Consider the following 16,349-nt stretch of genomic DNA (forward strand, 5'->3'; position numbering starts at 1 on the left):
CCCGGATCAAGTCCGGGGTGACGGGAAAAAGAATATTCCCAAATTCGTCGTCACCCCGGACTTGATCCGGGGTCCCGCTACTTGGATCCACAACCCGCCTGACGGGTCGCACGGAAACCCCCCGGATGATCACCATCCGGGGGGCTTTTCATTCACAGCACTGTAGCGCCGCCGTCGATCACCAGTTCCTGCCCGGTGATGTTCCGCCCGCCCGGCCCCGCGAGATAGAGCACCATGGCCACGATGTCCTGCGCTTCGCTCGGTTTGCCGAGCGGGATGCCCATGTTCGCCACATAGGCGCGCAGGGCTTCGTCCTCGCTCACCCCGCCCGCTTCCGCCTGGGCTTTCCATGCCGCTTTCATGCGGGGAATGGCAATCGGGCCGGGCGCGATATAGTTCACCGTGACACCGTCGGGCCCGGCTTCCAGCGCTGCACTGCGGGTCAATCCGCGCAGCCCCCATTTCGAAGCACTATAGCTCGATCGCCCGGCGCGGCCACGCATCCCGTGGTTGCCGCCGATCATGATCACCCGGCCCTGGCCCGCCGCGCGCATTACCGGCAGGAGCCGGCTGAGCACGATGAACGGGGCGCGCAAGTTGGTGGCCACGGTGCTGTCGAAATCTTCCAGGCTGTACTGCCCGATGGGCGGCGACAACGGCCCGGTGGTGCCGGCGGCGTTGACCACCACGTCCACCCGCCCGTCGCTCCATTCCAGCAAGGCATCGAGCGCGACCTCAAGCTTGCCGGCATCGCGCACATCGGCAGTCAGCGCCAGGGCGCGGCGGCCCAGCCCCTCGATCTCGCGCACCAGGTCATCGAGCGCCGCAGTACGCCGGCCCAGCACGGCAACGTCATGCCCCTCGCCCGCAAGCGCCAGCGCGATTTCGCGCCCCGTGCCGGCACTGGCGCCGGTTACGAACGCAATCTTCATTGCGCTTCGGCGAAATAGCGGCGGTTCGAACCGGCCTGGATCTTGTAGATCGAACTGCCCGCACGGCTGGGGAACGGCAGTTTCACATGGTTCTGTTCAAACCGCACCTCGCTCGTCGACGGGCCACGCACGATGCGGGAATCGTATTCGTCCCAATCCACCTTGTAGAACAGCGGAAACGCATCGCTGGCGGCATATTCATAGAACAGGATGCGGCGCGGATCGCCCGACAGGTTCACGCTCGAACCATGCAGCGTCATCGGATGGTGAAAGCTGACCGTGCCGGCAGGGCCTTCGAGCAGCACCGCCTTGGCCGGATCGACGGCATCGGCCAGCACCGCGCCCACGAAATAGCCTTCCTCGTCGTGATGGTCGATCAACGGCCCCTTGTGGCTGCCAGGGATTACCTGCATCGCGCCATTGGCGGCGCTGGCGCCATCGATCAGGATCGAGGCGACCGTCGTGCCCATGTGGGTGTGCGGGGCAAAGGCCCAGTCCTGATGCCATTCCAGCGCATCGCCACCCTTGGCGGACTTCATGTTGATCTTGGTGTGGTTCAACCGGATCATCGGGCCGATCAGCCGCTCCGCCAGGGCCATGATCGCCTCGTTCCCGGCCAGCGCGGCATAGAACGGATCGATGCGGTTGGGCTTCTTGATGCGCTGTACCGTGCGATTGCCATCGAGATCGGTGGAGAAATCGTACCACGCATTGTCGTCGGCCACCTCGGCCGCCGCCGCTTCCACCCTATCGGTCAGCGAGCGCAACTGGTCCAGCACCGGCCCTTCCAGCAGGCCCGGCAGCACGACATAGCCGTGCTCGTCATAATGCGCGACGGCGTCTTCAAGGTTCATGATGGCATGTCCTCTGGCAAAGGCAGGTCGGTGATGACCATGTGGGCCTTGTAATGGGTGATGGCGAGCGGCAGGCGCGCGGCGCGCAGGGCATTCTGGCCCGTAGCGCCACAGGCCCAGAACACCGGCAGTTCGCCGGGCAGAACACGTTTCATGCCATGCCCGCCATAGCTGTCTTCCAGGCTGGCGATGCCCAGGTCTTCGGGCAGGCCGAGCGATACCGGCGCTCCGTGAAAGCCGGGGTGGCGCGCGGAAACCAGCGTGGCGCGGATCGCGTCGGCCGGGGTCAGCGCGCGCATCGAAACAATCAGCTTGCCGCCGAACGGGCCAACCGGCACCGTCTCGCGCGTGGTTTCATACATCGCCGAAACGTCGCCCTCTTCCAGATGGCGCAGGCGCACACCGGCGCGCTGCAACAGCGCCTCGAACGAAAACGAGCAGCCGATCACGAACGGCACCAGATCGTCACGCCAATGTGCGCTGGCATCGCGCGGCGTATCGACCAGTTCTCCATCGCGAAACACCATGTAGCCGCCGGTATCGCGCGCGATGTCTAGGTCATCGGCAATGCCTGGCATGTCGCGGCGCCCTGGCTCGCCCCGGCCAAGTAGGGGCAAGGCCTCGGGATTGGCGCGGGCATAGGCTTCGAAATCATCGGCATGGACGGCGGGCACGGCGATCAGGTTGCCCTGCACATGCCCCCGCGCCACCAGATTGGTAAAGCCGGTGAACCGCCCATCGCGAATGGCCCGGCGCATGGCACGGGGATCGCTGTGGTCCAGCGCGGCAAGAGAGGCAGCGTCGTTCATGGCATTTCCTTACCAAGCGCGGCGCGATGCAGGGGTTGCTTTTTTCGGTCAGGGGCGTTGCCGGTCCTGCGCTGTTTTGCCCGGGCGCAATAACGGAAAAGGAAACACTTTCCCCTTCTCGCGCGCGGAGCAACCATCCCATGACCATGCCCACGAAGACTTATGCGATCATCGGCGGGGCGGCCGGCCTGGGCGGCGCGCTGGCGCGTATTTTGGCCGATGGCGGTGATGCCGTTTGGCTGGCCGATACGCCAACGGTGGCAGCCGCTGCGCCGGCCTTGGCCAACGTGGCGTTCCATCCGATGGACCTGGCCGATACGCCAACGGTGGCAGCCGCTGCGCCGGCCTTGGCCAACGTGGCGTTCCATCCGATGGACCTGGCCGATCCCGCCGCACCGCGCGCATTGGTCAAGACGATCACGCGGCGCCAGGGCCGGCTCGATGGCCTGGTCGTGGCCGCTTCGGCCATGGGCGGGGCGCCGCTTGCCGATTGGCAGGTGGACGATTGGGACCGCGCTGCCGCCATCAACCTGCGCCTGCCGTTCCTGGCGGCGCAGGCGGCGGAAGGGTTGCTGACGCACAGTCGCGGCAGTCTCATCCTGGTATCGTCCACGGCCACCTTGCGCGGGCAGGCACAAAGCCATGCCTATCAGGCGACCAAGGCGGGCTTGGCTGGCCTGTTGCGCAGCCTGGCGGCCGAGCTGGGGCCACAGGGCGTGCGGGTCAACCTGGTGTTGCCAGGCTGGGTGGAAACGCCGCAGACCCAGGCCTTCTGGCGCGCACAGCCCGATCCCAACGGCGCGCGGGCCGCGATCGACGCACGCATTCCGCTGCGCCGCCATGGCAATGCCGATGAAGTCGCCGCCGCGATGGCCTGGCTGCTGTCAGATGCTGCCAGCTATGTCACCGGCGCGACCATCCCGCTCGATGGTGGCGACACCGCTGTGTGAAAAACTCAGGCGGATAGCCCGCCTTCTGACAGGCGCCCGGCGTGGCGCAGCACGGCCAGGCTCAGCAGCAGGGCGCCGGCGGCCACGGCAATCCAGGCATGCCAGCTCCCCAGCCCGAAATAGATCGCAGGCGTGAGGAACGAGGCAAGCGAAACGAACTGGTTGACGATGCCCGCGCCCAGGCCCGCGCCGCCGGCGCGCTCCGCCACGCGCGGCAACAGCGCCATGCACACGCCCGAAAGCGCGCCAAAGGCAAAGACCCAGCCCATCAGCCCGGCCACCGCCGCTGCCAGCGGGCTGGCCGGGACGAACAGCAGCGCCTGCGCCAGCACACCCACCGCGGCCATCGCGGCGAACAGGCGCAAGGGGCGCATCGCCCGCGCCAGCAAGGCACCGGTCACCGTGCTACCCGCCAGCACCGCCAGGATCTTGGCCCCCGCCACGATCCCTGCTGACGCCGCCAGCGAAACGCCATGCGTCTTGGCCAGCCAGCCCGCCGCCACCAGGCTGGTGCCATAGGAAACCATGTTGGGCAGCGCGGCCGCCAGTGCCAGCAACAGCAGCACGGGATTGGTGACCCCGGCGCGCAATTGTGCCAGTGGTGATCGCGCCAGGTCACGCGGGGCAGAGGCGACGCGCGGCAGGAGCACGGCGCCGGCCACGCAGGCCAGCATCACGGCGCCATGGGCGGCAAAGGCCAGGCGCCAGCTTGCCCATTGCGCCACCAGGGCGGCCAGCAGCAATCCGGCGGAAAAACCGGCTGGGGCGTAGGTTGCCCACAGCGCCATGCCGCGCGCGCGCAGGTTGCCGTCCAGCGTGGTCATCAGCATGGCCGCCCCGCCATTGAGCACGCCGACATAGGCAATGCCAGCCACGACCATCGACAGGTCGAACAGCCACAATGCCCGCGCCTGCACCAGGCCCAGGTCCGCCACCGCCAGCAGCAGCGGCGCCAGGATCAGCACGCGGCGTGGCCCCAGCCGATCGACCAGCCCGCCCCCCAGCGTGGAGGTGATCGCGGCGGGCAGCGAAAACAGCGAAATGGTCCAGCCGATCGCGGCCGGACCACTGGAAAAATCCCGCGCCACCAGCGCGGTCAGCGGCGAAAGCATGCCGACCATCGCCATCGATCCCAGCCCGATCGCATAGACCAGCACCAGAGTGAACATCTGGCGGCTGATGCCCTGCCATGCCGGCAGCAGCCCATCGAAGGGATGTTCGGGCGGCTGCCGGACGATGGTCTGCGACAAGGCTTTTCTCTTTTCAGGCGTTGGGCGGGAAAGCGGGCCGGCCTGGGCCAGCCCCCTTCCCCGCAGCATTTGCGATCACTGGCGGTATTGCAAGGTCAGCCCGATCGTGCGCGGACGATAGGACTGCTCATAGTAGAGGCTGCCGCCAACGGCGTCATGACCGCGCGAAAGCAGATCGCGCGAATTGGTCAGGTTGTCGACGAACAGCGAGAGATCGACCCCGCCCTTGCGCAGGCCCATGCGCAACTGGACATAGTCGCGGCCCGGCAAGGCATAGAGACCCGGATCATAGCCGAACGTGCCCACCGCCGAAGGGATCGTGTCATCGCTGGTGAAGGTATAGTCCACCCGCGCATAACCCGAGATTTCCCCCGTGATCGGCGCTTCATAGTTGCCATAGGCATGGCCCGACCACAGCGGCCCGCTGATGCGTTCGCCCGCAGCGCGCAGCAGCACCGTGCCGTTCTTGATCGTCACGTCATCGGCATAGTGCACGTTGGTATAGCCGATGTTGCCACCCACCGAGAGCCCGGTGACCGGCCGCACCTCGAGCGAGAGTTCCAGGCCCTTGCCATTGGCATCGCCCAGGTTCGACACATACGAGAAGCCGCAGTTGAGGCGGACCGCCTGCTGGATGTTCTTCCAGTTGACGATATAGCCGCTGACATCGAACGCCACCTTGCCGCCCAGCAAGCGGCCCTTGGTGCCCGCTTCGTAGGACCACAGCGAGTCCGATTCAAAGCTGGTCGGCACGGTGCTGGTGGTCAGGCCCAGCGCGGTCAGGTCGCTGGCGCAGCGTTCGGGCAGCGTGCTGGGCTGCGCGCCGGCCGGGCGGAAGCCCTTGCTGGCCGAGGCATAGAGCATCGCGTTGTCATCGACCTGGTACTTGGCCGCGAACTTGGGCGTCCAGGCGCCTTCGCTCGTCTTGGTGATTACCTGGGTACGTGACCCGCCGTTGGTCGGACCGTCCTTGGTTTCGTCGAAGGTGAAATCGACCTTGGTGTAGCGCAGCGCGGCGGTCAGCGTCAGCTTGTCGGTGGGCTTCACGTCCACGCTGGCAAAGGCGGCGTACTGATCGTCCTTGGACGTGATGATATCCACCAGGCTGTAGCGGTTGTCATACTGCTGATAACCGCTGACCAGCACGCCGGGAACGCGGCCCGACGAGGTGAAGTTGGAAAAGTCCTGCTGGCTGTGGGTGTAGAATACCCCGGCGCTCCAGTCGATCAGCGGATTGTTGGCGGAATAGGCCCGCAGTTCCTGCGAGAAATTCCGCTGCTTGAGCGTGAGGTAATCCTCCATGTTGGTGATGTCTTTGTTCGAATAGGTCCCGAAGGGCGAACCCGAACGCAAGGTGGAGAAATAGGTCGAATAGTCGAGCGTCTGGTACTGCTCGCGCTTGAGGTACGAGGTGTTCGACGCGATCGTGACCGTGCCCAGCTTCAGTTCCGCCGTCAGCGAGGGCATCAGCAGGCGGTCGCGGGTCGGCTCGGGCTGGTAGACGCCGGTGTGGTAATCGCCATCCTTGGCGTTGCCATAGCCTTCCCAGAAATCGTCGCGCGCGTTCTGGCGCAGGTATTGATAGAACACCTTGGGCGTAATGGTCAGCGTGTTGGTGGGCTTCCACGCCAGGGCGACGCGGCCCACCATGTTGCTCTGCCAGTTGATATCCTTGGCTTTGACCGTGTCGGTGCCTTGCGTCACCTGGTCGATATAGCCGCCCTGGCGCTGGTACCAGCCGCTGGCGCGGAACGCGAGCGTATCGGTCAGCGGCGCGCCTACGGCCAGCCCGCCTTCATAGCTGGGCGATCCGTGGTCGGTGAACGAAACCTGGCTGCGACCATAGATGCTGGTCTTGTCGAAGCTGGGCGAAGGGGTGATGAAACGCACCGCGCCACCTTCCGAACTCGCGCCGAACAGCGTGCCCTGCGGCCCGCGCAGCACTTCCACGCGCTCCAGGTCGAAAATGCGCGGATAGGGATTGCCGCCGTAATAGCCGATGTTGCGGATCTGGATCGGCGTATCGTCGATGTAGATCGCGGTGGTCGAAGACCCAACGTCGGACTTCAGGCCGCGAATGGCGATGTTGGTGCCGTTGTTGCCAGCCACGCCCGACGTGGTGGAAAACTGCAAGGCCGGGGTTATGCGCGCGATGTCGTCGATGCTGCGCACGCCCTGGACGTCCATGTCCTTTTGCGAATAGGCGGCGATCGACAGCGGCACCTTGTTCAGCGTTTCGTCGCGGCGCTGGGCCGAAACCACGATCTCCCCGGTCGCACCGCCGGCGACATCTGCGGGGGCCGGTGCCGCGTCGGCGGCGTGGGCCATGCCGGCATCCAGCGCGAAAGGCGCCACGCTCGCGATCAGGACCAGGGCGCTGCGGCGCAACCGGCCACGGCGGGCAACCAACGAAAGACTGTGCGACATAATGCTTATCCCTCTTGTTGTGCTTCTTGCCTCCCACAGCCCTTGTCCAACCCGCACCTTGCCTGGGCAAGGAGTGCGGCCGGCCGCCGTTTGGCGGCAGGGCAGCCTTGGCGCCATTGCGCCCTGCGGCTCCCCGATCGTGCCTTGGTGTTCTCCCCAGGCAGGCCTTGGCTCACCAACAAGGTGATTCACAAACCGCCGCGCCGCCATTGCAAGAATCGAACCGGAGTGTTGCTATTCTTGTGCAACAGCGTGCCATCGGTGCTGGCGTTCGCAAATGCGAAACACGCCATGACCCAACCGGCACTTCGCATCGCTGGCAAGTGTAGTTGCCACCGCGTAGAGCAGGCGGGCGGCAACAGGCAGGAAGGAAACGCGATGCACGGATCGACCTGGCATGTGGGCGCGGTGCTGCCCGCCGCCGATGTGCCGCCGCTGGGCGCCCACACCATCACCATCGGCAGCGATGGTCGCATCGCCACGCTGGCGCCGTGCGACCCGTCAGGCCTGACTGCCGCGCAAGCCGCGCTTGTCGCGATGCCCGCGCTGGCCAATGCCCACGATCATGGCCGTGGCCTCGCCACGCTCGCCTGCGGGGTGGCCGATGCGCCGCTCGAACACTGGATGATCGACCTGGCGCGCCAGCCGCGCGTCGATGCCTATGACACGGCCGCCCTTGCCCTTGCCCGCCTCGCCGGATCGGGCGTTGCCGCCGTCTATCACTGCCACAACACGCAAGACAGCGCCGCCTTGCTGGACGAGGCCGAGGCCGTTTCCCGCGCCGCGCACGACACCGGCGTGCGCGTGGCATTTGGCTGGCCGTTCTTCGATGCCAATCCGCTGGTCTATGGCGATCACGCCGTGCTGGCGCGGTTTTTCCCGCCCGATCGCCGCGCGGCGATCGCCACCATGGACCAGGGCTTGCGCTCCTGCGCCACCAACATGGCCCTGTTCGAGCGCGCCCAGGCGCTGGAGCACGATACCTTCACCCTGCATTATCACCCCGTGGCGCCACAATGGGCCCAGCCGGCCACGCTGGCGGCCATCGCCGCTGCTTCGGCAGCAAGCGGGCGGCGCGTGCACACCCACCTGCTGGAAACGCGGCTGCAACGCGAGTGGGCCGATGCCCATTTCCCGCAAGGCTTTGTGCCGTGGCTGGATGCGATCGGCCTGCTGTCTCCGCGCCTGACGGTGGCGCACGGGGTGTGGTTGCGGCCCGATGAACTGGCCCTGCTTGCGGCGCGCGGGGTAACCGTTTCGGTCAACGTCTCGTCCAACTTGCGCTTGCGTTCCGGCTTGCCGCCGCTCGCCCAGATCGCGCAGGCGGGCGTGGCCATGGGCCTGGGCCTTGATGGCATGGGGCTAGACGACGATGCCGACATGCTGCGCGAAATCCGCCTGGCGCACCTGCTGCTGGGCCAACCCGATCGGGATCACGGCGGCCCGGTGACCCTGCCAGACAGCCAGCCCGTGCTGCACGCGGCCTGGTCGGGCGGGCGCGCCGCGATCCTCGGGCCAGACGATGGCGGCGGGCGGCTCGCGCCCGGCGCGCCGGCCGATCTACTGCTGATCGACCGGCGGCGCATGGGGCAAGACTGGATCGGGGATGGCTGGCCCGCCGATCCCGCCTGGCTCCTGGCGCGCGCGACCCGGGCCGATGTCGCCCACCTGCTGGTCGCTGGCCGCGCCGTGGTGCGCGATGGCCAGGTTACCGGGGTGGACGAAGCCACCCTGGCCGCGCGCCTCGCTGCCCAGGCCCGCGCCGCGCGCCGGGCCACCCCGCCCGACACAGCACGGATCGCGCAAATGCAGGCCGCCACACATGCGTTCTATGCCGCCGGCTGCCACTGCGGGCAGCCATGACGCGCCTTACGTCCCCGCCACCATCAGCGTGGCGAGCGTCAGGGTTTCCACCCCGGTCTTGATGCTGATCGCCGGATCGGGCGCGAAGAACGGCGAATGGTTCACCGGCACTGGCTTGCCTTGCGCCTTGTACTGCGCAGCCATCGCCGCGCTGGTGCCGCCAATGCTGAAATAGACCGAGCGCACCTTGCCACCTTGGGCGAATTCGGAAAAATCCTCGCTCGCGGTCCAGCCCGGCTCGCTCGCCGGGATCAGAACCACGCGATCCTTGCCCAATGCTGCGGTCAGAGTGGCGGCCGATTGTGCCGAGAGTGCCGGTTCGTTGATCACCGAGCCGGTGCCGTGCAAGTGCACCACATCGGGCGCAGGCGCACCAGACATCATCGCCACGGCATCGGCCGTGGTCTTGACCCCTTTGAGCAGCCCATCGCGCACCGCCGGATCATAGGATCGCAGCGTCAGGCCAAGCTCGGCCGTATCGGGAATGATATTGGCCGCCGTGCCGGCATGGAACGATCCCACCGTCACCACGCCGAATTTCATCGGGTCTTTCTGACGGCTGATCACGGTCTGCACGTCTTCCACAAAGCGCGCGCCCATCACCACCGGATCGATGCTCTTGTCAGGCATCGAGCCATGCGCGCCCACCCCGTGAAACGTGACATGCACGGCATCGCTGGCAGAGGTGGTGAAGCCCTGCTTGATCGTCACCTCGCCCGCCGGCGAAGGGCCGACATGGGCGCCGAACGCGAATTGGGGCTGAGGAAAGCGGGTATAGAGCCCGTCGGCCAGCATCGCCTTGGCGCCTGACACCACCTCTTCGGCCGGCTGCCCCACCAGGATCACGGTGCCATGCCAGCGCGCCTTCATGGCCAAGAGCGCCCGCGCCGTGCCGATCCACCAGGCCATGTGGATATCGTGGCCACAGGCATGGTCGACGAACGTGGTCTTGCCGTTGGCATCGGTCTGCTGCGCGCGGCTGGCATAAGGCAGGCCGGTCTTTTCCTCCATCGGCAGCGCATCCAACTCGGTGCGCAACAGCACCACCGGCCCCGCCCCGTTATGGATCACCCCGACGATGCCGGTCTTGCCCACGCCGGTCGTCACATCCACGCCCATGGCCTTGAGCTGCCTGGCCAGCACATCGGCAGTGCGGGTTTCGCGAAAGGCGGTTTCGGGGTGGCTGTGCAAGTCCTGATAGAGCGCCTGGAGATCGGGCCAATCCTTGGCGAACTGGGCATCGATCGCCGCGCGCGCGGCGGCAGGATCGGCCTTGGCCAGGGCAGGCGGGCAAGCCATGGCGCAGAGCGCGAAAGCGAGAGCGGAAGCGCAGGAAAAACGGTGCATCATCAACCCACCTTGTGCCACATCGCGCTGCGCAGGGGCAAGGCGCGGCCAACCAGCGCGACCACGCCCAGCCCCGCCAGTTGCAACACTGCCGCCGTCAACAGGAACCCAACCACGAAACCAATGCGCGCCACCCCGCCGGGCGCTTCCAGCCCATGGGCAAACCCATGGCCCAACCCGGCCAGCGCCACGCCGGCCGCAGCCAGCCATAGCGGCGGGCGCAGGCGCAACAGCGCCGCCAGCGCCAGCCCGACAACGCTTGCCCCGATCATCGCCTCCGCCAGCCCCGCCGGCACCAGCGCGGCGGTGACGAAGCCGCCAAGCATGGCGGCCAGCAGCGCAACCGGCAGGACTCGCGCCGCGCGGCCGCCGATGATGCCGGCCCAGGCCCCGGCCAACAGCATCGCCGCCAGGTGATCGGCGCCGGTCAAGGGGTGCAGCAGCCCCGCCACCAACCCGCCACCGGCACCATGGCCGGGATGGGCCAGGGCCGTTCCGGGCAGCGCGGCAAGCACGACGAGAGCGGCGATTGCAGGCAAGCGTTTCATGCGGGGATCCTTTCGGGCAGGCCGCCGGTCTTGACGATGAACTGGATGATCTCGGGCAGGCCCAGGCATTCCTTGAGATTGGTGAACAGGAACGGCCGGTCGCGGCGCATCAGCCTGGCATCGCGGTCCATCACACCCAGGTCAGCACCCACCAGCGGGGCGAGGTCGATCTTGTTGATCACCAGCAGATCGGATCGCGTGATGCCGGGGCCGCCCTTGCGCGGAATCTTGTCGCCGGCCGAAACGTCGATCACGTAGATCGTGATATCGGCCAGTTCCGGGCTGAACGTGGCGGCCAGATTGTCGCCCCCGCTTTCGATGAAGATCAGCTCCAGGCCGGGAAAGCGGCGGGCCATTTCGTCGACCGCGGCCAGATTGATGCTGGCATCCTCGCGAATGGCGGTGTGCGGGCATCCGCCGGTTTCCACGCCCATGATCCGCTCAGGCACCAGCGCACCGGAACGGGTGAGAAATTCGGCATCCTCGCGGGTGTAGATATCGTTGGTGATCGCCGCGATGTTCCAGTGGTCGCGCATCGCCTTGCACAGCCGATCGGTCAGCGCCGTCTTGCCCGAGCCGACCGGGCCACCAATGCCGACGCGCAAAGGTCCATTGTGGGAAATCATGAGCGGAACAGCCTTGTATAGAGCGTTTCGTGATGGAACGAGCAGAGTTCGAGGGCCGGGCTCGCCGTGCCGAGATCGTCGAGCGGGCAGGCGCGCGCCGCCGCGGCGATCGGGCCGATGCGACGGGCAAGTTCGGCCATGGCCAATTGCCCGTCGGTCTGGCCCAGCGGCACCAGCCGCACCCCGGCCGAAACCAGGTTGGCCGACGTGGCATGGAGAAAGCCATGGACCGCAGCACTTTCGTCCACGCCATGCGCGGCAGCCGCCAGGGCAAAAACGGTAGCATGGGCATTGGGCCAATCCCCCCGCCGCACGGCGTAAGCCTCAAGCGCGGGATGGGGCCAGGCCTTGCGCACCACGGCCAGGAACGCCGCGCCCTGCTGGCGGCTTTCGAGCGCGGTTTCGCTGCTCGCGCGAAATGCGGCGGCCAGGTCTGCCAGGGCATCGAACGCAAGCTCGTCATGCGCCACGCGCATCGCCTGCGTAAGCAGCACCGCATCCACCCAGCCGCCCCCGCGCGAGATCACTGCATCGACATAGCCGACCAGATCGGCCCAGGACCGCACCCGGCCATCGTCCACCGCCGTTTCCAGCCCATGGCTATAGGTATAGCCGCCGATCGGCAGCGAGGGCGATGTCCACGCCAGCAGCAGGTGCAGTGCCGGTTCAGTGAGCATGATCGTGGTGATGGCCATGGCCATGGCCATGGTCGTGATGGTGGTGGCCATCCCCATGATCGTGGCCATGCTCCCCGGCATAGGCGCCGCCTTCGGGCGTGAACGGCGCTTCGACCAGGTCCACCTGCGCGCCCAGTCCGCGCAGCATGTCCAGGATCACCCCATCGCGACGCAGCAGGATGCACCCCGCGTGGATTTCGGCCGGAAGATGGCGGTTGCCGATGTGCCAGGCCAGCCGCAACAGCGCGATCGGGCTCGCCGCGCGCACTTGCATCAGCGCCTCGGGAACGGCTTCCACCCGCACCACGCGCCCGTCCGACAGCAAGAGCCCGTCGCCATGGGCCAGCACCGTGGCGCGCGCCAGGTCGAGCACGAAATCGGTGTCGCCCGCCGCGACATAGCGGAAGCGGCGGCGATGCCGCGCATCGTAATCCAGCACGATGACATCGGCTGCGCTGGCGGCATCCCAGCTTCCGGCGGGAAGCACGTCTCGGGCGATGAGGGGCTCGGTCATGGTCGCTTTCAGAACAGGAAATAGCGTTGGGCAAAGGGCAGTTCGGCAGCCGGCTCGCAGGTCAGCAATTCGCCGTCGGCGCGCACTTCATAGGTTTCCGGGTCCACCTCGATATGCGGCATCGCACTGTTGTGGATCATGCTGGCCTTGGAAATGCCGCCGCGCGTGTTGCGCACCGCTTCCAGCGGCCGTTCCAGCCCCAGCCGCTGCGCCATGCCCCCGGCAATGCCCGCCGCCGACACGAAATGCAGCGAGGAGGCCACCCCCGCCTGCCCCAGCGCGCCGAACATCGGGCGATAATGCACCGGCTGCGGCGTGGGAATCGAGGCATTGGGATCGCCCATCGGCGCGGTGGCGATCGAACCGCCCTTGATCACCATGTCGGGTTTCGCGGCAAAGAACGCAGGCGACCACAACACCAGATCGGCCAGCTTGCCCACTTCCACCGAGCCGACGACATGCGAAATGCCATGGGCAATCGCCGGGTTGATCGTGTACTTGGCGATATAGCGGCGCGCGCGCAGGTTGTCGTCGTCGCCATCGCCCGGCAGGGCGCCGCGCTGCACTTTCATCTTGTGCGCGGTCTGCCAGCAGCGGATCACGGTCTCGCCCACCCGGCCCATCGCCTGGCTGTCCGAAGACATCATCGAAAACGCGCCGAGGTCGTGCAGGATATCTTCGGCGGCAATGGTTTCGCGGCGAATGCGGCTTTCGGCAAAGGCCACGTCCTCGGCAATGCGCGGGTCGAGATGGTGGCACACCATCAGCATGTCGAGATGCTCGTCCAGCGTGTTGACGGTATAAGGCCGGGTCGGGTTGGTCGAACTGGGCAAGACATTGGGCAAGCCCGCCACGCGGATGATATCGGGCGCGTGCCCGCCCCCTGCCCCTTCGGTATGGAACGCGTGGATCGTGCGCCCGGCAAAGGCGGCAATCGTGCTTTCGACGAACCCGCTTTCGTTGAGCGTATCGGTGTGCAGCGTGACCTGGATATCCAGCTCGTCGGCCACGGTCAGGCAGCAGTCGATGGCAGCGGGCGTGGTGCCCCAATCCTCGTGCAGTTTGAGGCCGCAAGCGCCTGCCTCGACCATTTCCACCAGCGCCTGAGGCTGGCTGGCATTGCCCTTGCCGAACAGGCCGAAGTTCATCGGCAATGCTTCCAGCGCCTGGAGCATCCGCCCGATGTGCCAAGGTCCGGGGGTGCAGGTGGTTGCCAGGGTGCCGTGCGCCGGGCCGGTTCCGCCGCCCAGCATCGTGGTGATCCCGGCATTGAGCGCTTCTTCCACCTGCTGCGGGCAGATGAAATGGATATGCGCGTCGACCCCGCCGGCCGTCAGGATGCGCCCTTCGCCCGCGATGATCTCGGTGCCCGACCCGATCGGAATGGTCACGCCCGGCTGCGTATCGGGATTGCCCGCCTTGCCGATGGCATGGATGCGCCCGTCGCGCAGCGCCACATCGGCCTTCACCACGCCCCAATGGTCCAGGATCACCGCATTGGTGATCACGGTGTCCGGCGCGCCCTGTGCCCGTGTGATCTGGCTTTGCCCCATGCCGTCACGGATCACCTTGCCGCCGCCGAATTTCACTTCCTCGCCATAGACGGTGAAATCCTGCTCCACCCGGATCAGCAGCGCGGAATCGCCCAGGCGGATACGGTCGCCCGTGGTCGGGCCAAACATGCCGGCATAGGCGGCGCGGCTCATGCGCACAGGCATCGTCACAGCGCTCCCATCACGGTGCCACGGAACCCGATGACCACGCGCGCGCCCTGATAGGGGATCAGCGCCACGTCACGCGATTGGCCCGGCTCGAACCGCACCGCCGTGCCGCTGGCAATATCGAGCCGGTGCCCGCGCGCCGCCGCGCGATCGAAGTCCAGCGCCGGGTTGGTTTCGGCAAAGTGGTAATGGCTGCCCACCTGGATCGGCCGGTCACCGGTGTTGGCCACGGTCAGGACCAGCACCGGGCGCCCGGCGTTGATCTCGATCTCGCCATCGGCAGGGAGGATTTCGCCGGGGATCATGACGGGTTCCTTCACCGGATGGGCTTGTGCACGGTCACCAGCTTGGTGCCGTCGGGGAAAGTCGCTTCGACCTGGATGTCGTGGATCATCTCGGCAATGCCGGGCATGACCTGGTCGCGCGTCAGCACGTGGCCGCCGCTGGCCATCAGGTCGGCCACGCTGCGCCCCTCTCGCGCGCCCTCCACCACGTGCTCGGTGATCAGGGCGATGGCTTCGGGATGGTTGAGCTTCACGCCGCGCTGCAAGCGCCCGCGCGCCACCATCGCGGCCATGGCCACCAAAAGCTTGTCCTTCTCGCGCGGGGTCAGTTGCATCGCGTTCCTTTCAGCAGGTCCACAGCGCCGGCATGCGCGGCGCCAGCCCGAATACCGCCGCGCGCAGGGCACAGACCGCCGCCATCACCTGCGCGCGCAGCGCCTGGGGCTCAGGTGCGGCCCAGCGTAGCAGCAGCATGCCATCGAAACTGGTGGCCCCACCATGGGGCGCCGGCGCCAGGCCCCGCGCCAGATCGAGATGCCTGGCCGCGTCGCACCCCACATAAAGCATCGTGGCCAGCGCACGCGCCTGGCCCAGCCCATGGGGCAATTCGGGGGAAAGCGTACCCTCCCCGGCGCCATCGCCGTGCAAGTACAGGGCATCGGCCCAGATCAGGCGCCCATCGCGGCGGATGTACCAGGCATCGTGGACCAGGCCCTGGGTAAACGCCTCGCCCATGGCGCCGCGCCCCAGCACGAGCGTTTCCACCGCCAGCAAGCCAGAATCACCTGCCACATCGGCTTCCAGCCGGCGGCGCAGGCGTGTGCCCTGAAACAGAATGGCTTCCTGGCCCAGCCATTCGCAGCGCCCGCCCGCGCCCACTGCCAGGCGGGTTTCGACCGCGATATCGGGATCTTCGGGCAGCACGCGATAGAGCTTTTCGGCGGCTTGCGTGGTCACCGTGCCGCAGGCCCCCGGCTCCACCACCACATGCACGGCCACGCGGTCTCCGCCAGTCAGCCCGCCACTGGTGGTCAGACTGACGGCCAAGGGAAATTCGCCTGCCGCGGCATCGGGAAACAGCAGGCGGCAAGGTGCCTTTTGGTAGATGTCGCTAATCCCGTCGGCACCGAATGCCACGCGCGACAGTCCGGTCAGGCGCTGGTGCCCGGTCAGGCGCTGATGGTGGGCGGGGATCGCATGCATCGTGGCATAAGGCTATGCCCTGCCAACATTTGCTCATGTAGCCAATTGCACAACACGGCGTTGCAGTGTGTTCAAACCATGCGTTGGTGCGGTTGCCGGATCTGGATCGGCACGGTCACGCAAACAGGGCGAGTACGATGGCTGCTTGAAGGGTGGTGTTCGAGACGGGCGGCATGGGCACAGAATCGGGCAAGCTCGGACCGGCACAAGTTTTGCGGATGCCCACGCGCAAATCCTCTGCCGTGTGCGTGAGGGGATGTTGAGGGATTGCGGTGAGTTTTTAACGCAGAAAGCCGCCTGATGAGAGGCGGCTTGGTATGTTGTATGATGGTTGCGGGGGCAGG

16 protein-coding genes are annotated in these 16,349 nt (G+C 66.8%); 2 read left to right on the plus strand and 14 right to left on the minus strand.

Annotation, left to right across the window (positions count from 1 at the left end; genetic code table 11):
* Positions 1 to 152: 152 nt before the first annotated feature.
* From IE191_RS06675 to IE191_RS06685, 3 genes are read right to left on the minus strand one after another with little or no spacing between them, the layout of a single operon-like run.
* Positions 153 to 932 (minus strand): SDR family NAD(P)-dependent oxidoreductase, encoded by a 780-nt coding sequence (locus IE191_RS06675; protein ID WP_191323560.1) that lies wholly within the window; start codon positions 930 to 932, stop codon positions 153 to 155.
* Entirely contained in the window at positions 929 to 1,786 is an 858-nt protein-coding gene (locus tag IE191_RS06680) for a phytanoyl-CoA dioxygenase family protein (RefSeq protein WP_191323561.1), read from the minus strand. Before IE191_RS06680 ends, IE191_RS06675 begins: the two co-directional genes overlap by 4 nt.
* Positions 1,783 to 2,595 carry a D-glutamate cyclase family protein gene (locus IE191_RS06685; RefSeq protein ID WP_191323562.1) on the minus strand — a complete coding sequence of 271 codons (813 nt, stop codon included), beginning with the start codon at positions 2,593 to 2,595 and terminating at the stop codon, positions 1,783 to 1,785. The genes IE191_RS06680 and IE191_RS06685 overlap by 4 nt, the downstream gene beginning before the upstream one ends.
* A 140-nt stretch (positions 2,596 to 2,735) precedes the next feature.
* On the opposite strand from IE191_RS06685, the gene IE191_RS06690 reads away from it, so the two are divergent.
* The gene (locus tag IE191_RS06690) at positions 2,736 to 3,545 is read left to right on the plus strand and encodes an SDR family NAD(P)-dependent oxidoreductase (RefSeq protein ID WP_191323563.1); all 810 of its coding nucleotides are present in this window, start codon (positions 2,736 to 2,738) and stop codon (positions 3,543 to 3,545) included.
* 5 nt (positions 3,546 to 3,550) lie between these two features.
* Here the strand turns inward: IE191_RS06690 and IE191_RS06695 are convergent, their stop codons facing one another.
* Together IE191_RS06695 and IE191_RS06700 are read right to left on the minus strand one after the other, a co-directional pair.
* Positions 3,551 to 4,795 (minus strand): MFS transporter, encoded by a 1,245-nt coding sequence (locus IE191_RS06695; protein ID WP_191323564.1) that lies wholly within the window; start codon positions 4,793 to 4,795, stop codon positions 3,551 to 3,553.
* A 75-nt stretch (positions 4,796 to 4,870) separates the two neighbouring features.
* Positions 4,871 to 7,222 carry a TonB-dependent receptor gene (locus IE191_RS06700; protein WP_229815147.1) on the minus strand — a complete coding sequence of 784 codons (2,352 nt, stop codon included), beginning with the start codon at positions 7,220 to 7,222 and terminating at the stop codon, positions 4,871 to 4,873.
* A 378-nt stretch (positions 7,223 to 7,600) separates the two neighbouring features.
* Here IE191_RS06700 and IE191_RS06705 point away from each other — a divergent pair, with 378 nt between their 5' ends.
* Positions 7,601 to 9,085, plus strand: coding sequence for an amidohydrolase family protein (locus IE191_RS06705; protein ID WP_191323565.1), 1,485 nt, complete (start codon positions 7,601 to 7,603; stop codon positions 9,083 to 9,085).
* A gap of 6 nt (positions 9,086 to 9,091) precedes the next feature.
* Here the strand turns inward: IE191_RS06705 and IE191_RS06710 are convergent, their stop codons facing one another.
* From IE191_RS06710 to IE191_RS06750, 9 genes are read right to left on the minus strand one after another with little or no spacing between them, the layout of a single operon-like run.
* Positions 9,092 to 10,432, minus strand: a complete 1,341-nt coding sequence (locus tag IE191_RS06710; protein WP_191323566.1) for an amidohydrolase — start codon at positions 10,430 to 10,432, stop codon at positions 9,092 to 9,094.
* Between the two features lie 2 nt (positions 10,433 to 10,434).
* Positions 10,435 to 10,980, minus strand: coding sequence for a HupE/UreJ family protein (locus IE191_RS06715; RefSeq protein ID WP_191323567.1), 546 nt, complete (start codon positions 10,978 to 10,980; stop codon positions 10,435 to 10,437).
* Positions 10,977 to 11,606, minus strand: a complete 630-nt coding sequence (ureG, locus tag IE191_RS06720) for an urease accessory protein UreG (protein WP_191323568.1) — start codon at positions 11,604 to 11,606, stop codon at positions 10,977 to 10,979. The genes IE191_RS06715 and ureG overlap by 4 nt, the downstream gene beginning before the upstream one ends.
* Entirely contained in the window at positions 11,603 to 12,334 is a 732-nt protein-coding gene (locus IE191_RS06725) for an urease accessory protein UreF (protein ID WP_229815148.1), read from the minus strand. Before IE191_RS06725 ends, ureG begins: the two co-directional genes overlap by 4 nt.
* Entirely contained in the window at positions 12,273 to 12,797 is a 525-nt protein-coding gene (locus tag IE191_RS06730) for an urease accessory protein UreE (protein WP_191323569.1), read from the minus strand. The genes IE191_RS06725 and IE191_RS06730 overlap by 62 nt, the downstream gene beginning before the upstream one ends.
* 8 nt (positions 12,798 to 12,805) lie before the next feature.
* Positions 12,806 to 14,515 (minus strand): urease subunit alpha, encoded by a 1,710-nt coding sequence (ureC, locus tag IE191_RS06735; RefSeq protein WP_191323570.1) that lies wholly within the window; start codon positions 14,513 to 14,515, stop codon positions 12,806 to 12,808.
* Positions 14,516 to 14,517: 2 nt separating this feature from the next.
* Entirely contained in the window at positions 14,518 to 14,823 is a 306-nt protein-coding gene (locus IE191_RS06740; RefSeq protein WP_191323571.1) for an urease subunit beta, read from the minus strand.
* An 11-nt stretch (positions 14,824 to 14,834) separates the two neighbouring features.
* Positions 14,835 to 15,137: an urease subunit gamma gene (locus tag IE191_RS06745; RefSeq protein ID WP_191323572.1), complete on the minus strand. Its 303-nt coding sequence runs from the start codon at positions 15,135 to 15,137 to the stop codon at positions 14,835 to 14,837.
* A 10-nt stretch (positions 15,138 to 15,147) separates the two neighbouring features.
* A complete protein-coding gene (locus tag IE191_RS06750; RefSeq protein WP_191323573.1) occupies positions 15,148 to 16,005 on the minus strand; it encodes an urease accessory protein UreD in 858 nt (285 codons plus the stop codon).
* Positions 16,006 to 16,349: the final 344 nt, after the last annotated feature.

This window comes from Novosphingobium pokkalii (genome assembly GCF_014652855.1).
In the GTDB taxonomy this organism is placed as follows: Bacteria; Pseudomonadota; Alphaproteobacteria; order Sphingomonadales; family Sphingomonadaceae; genus Novosphingobium; species Novosphingobium pokkalii.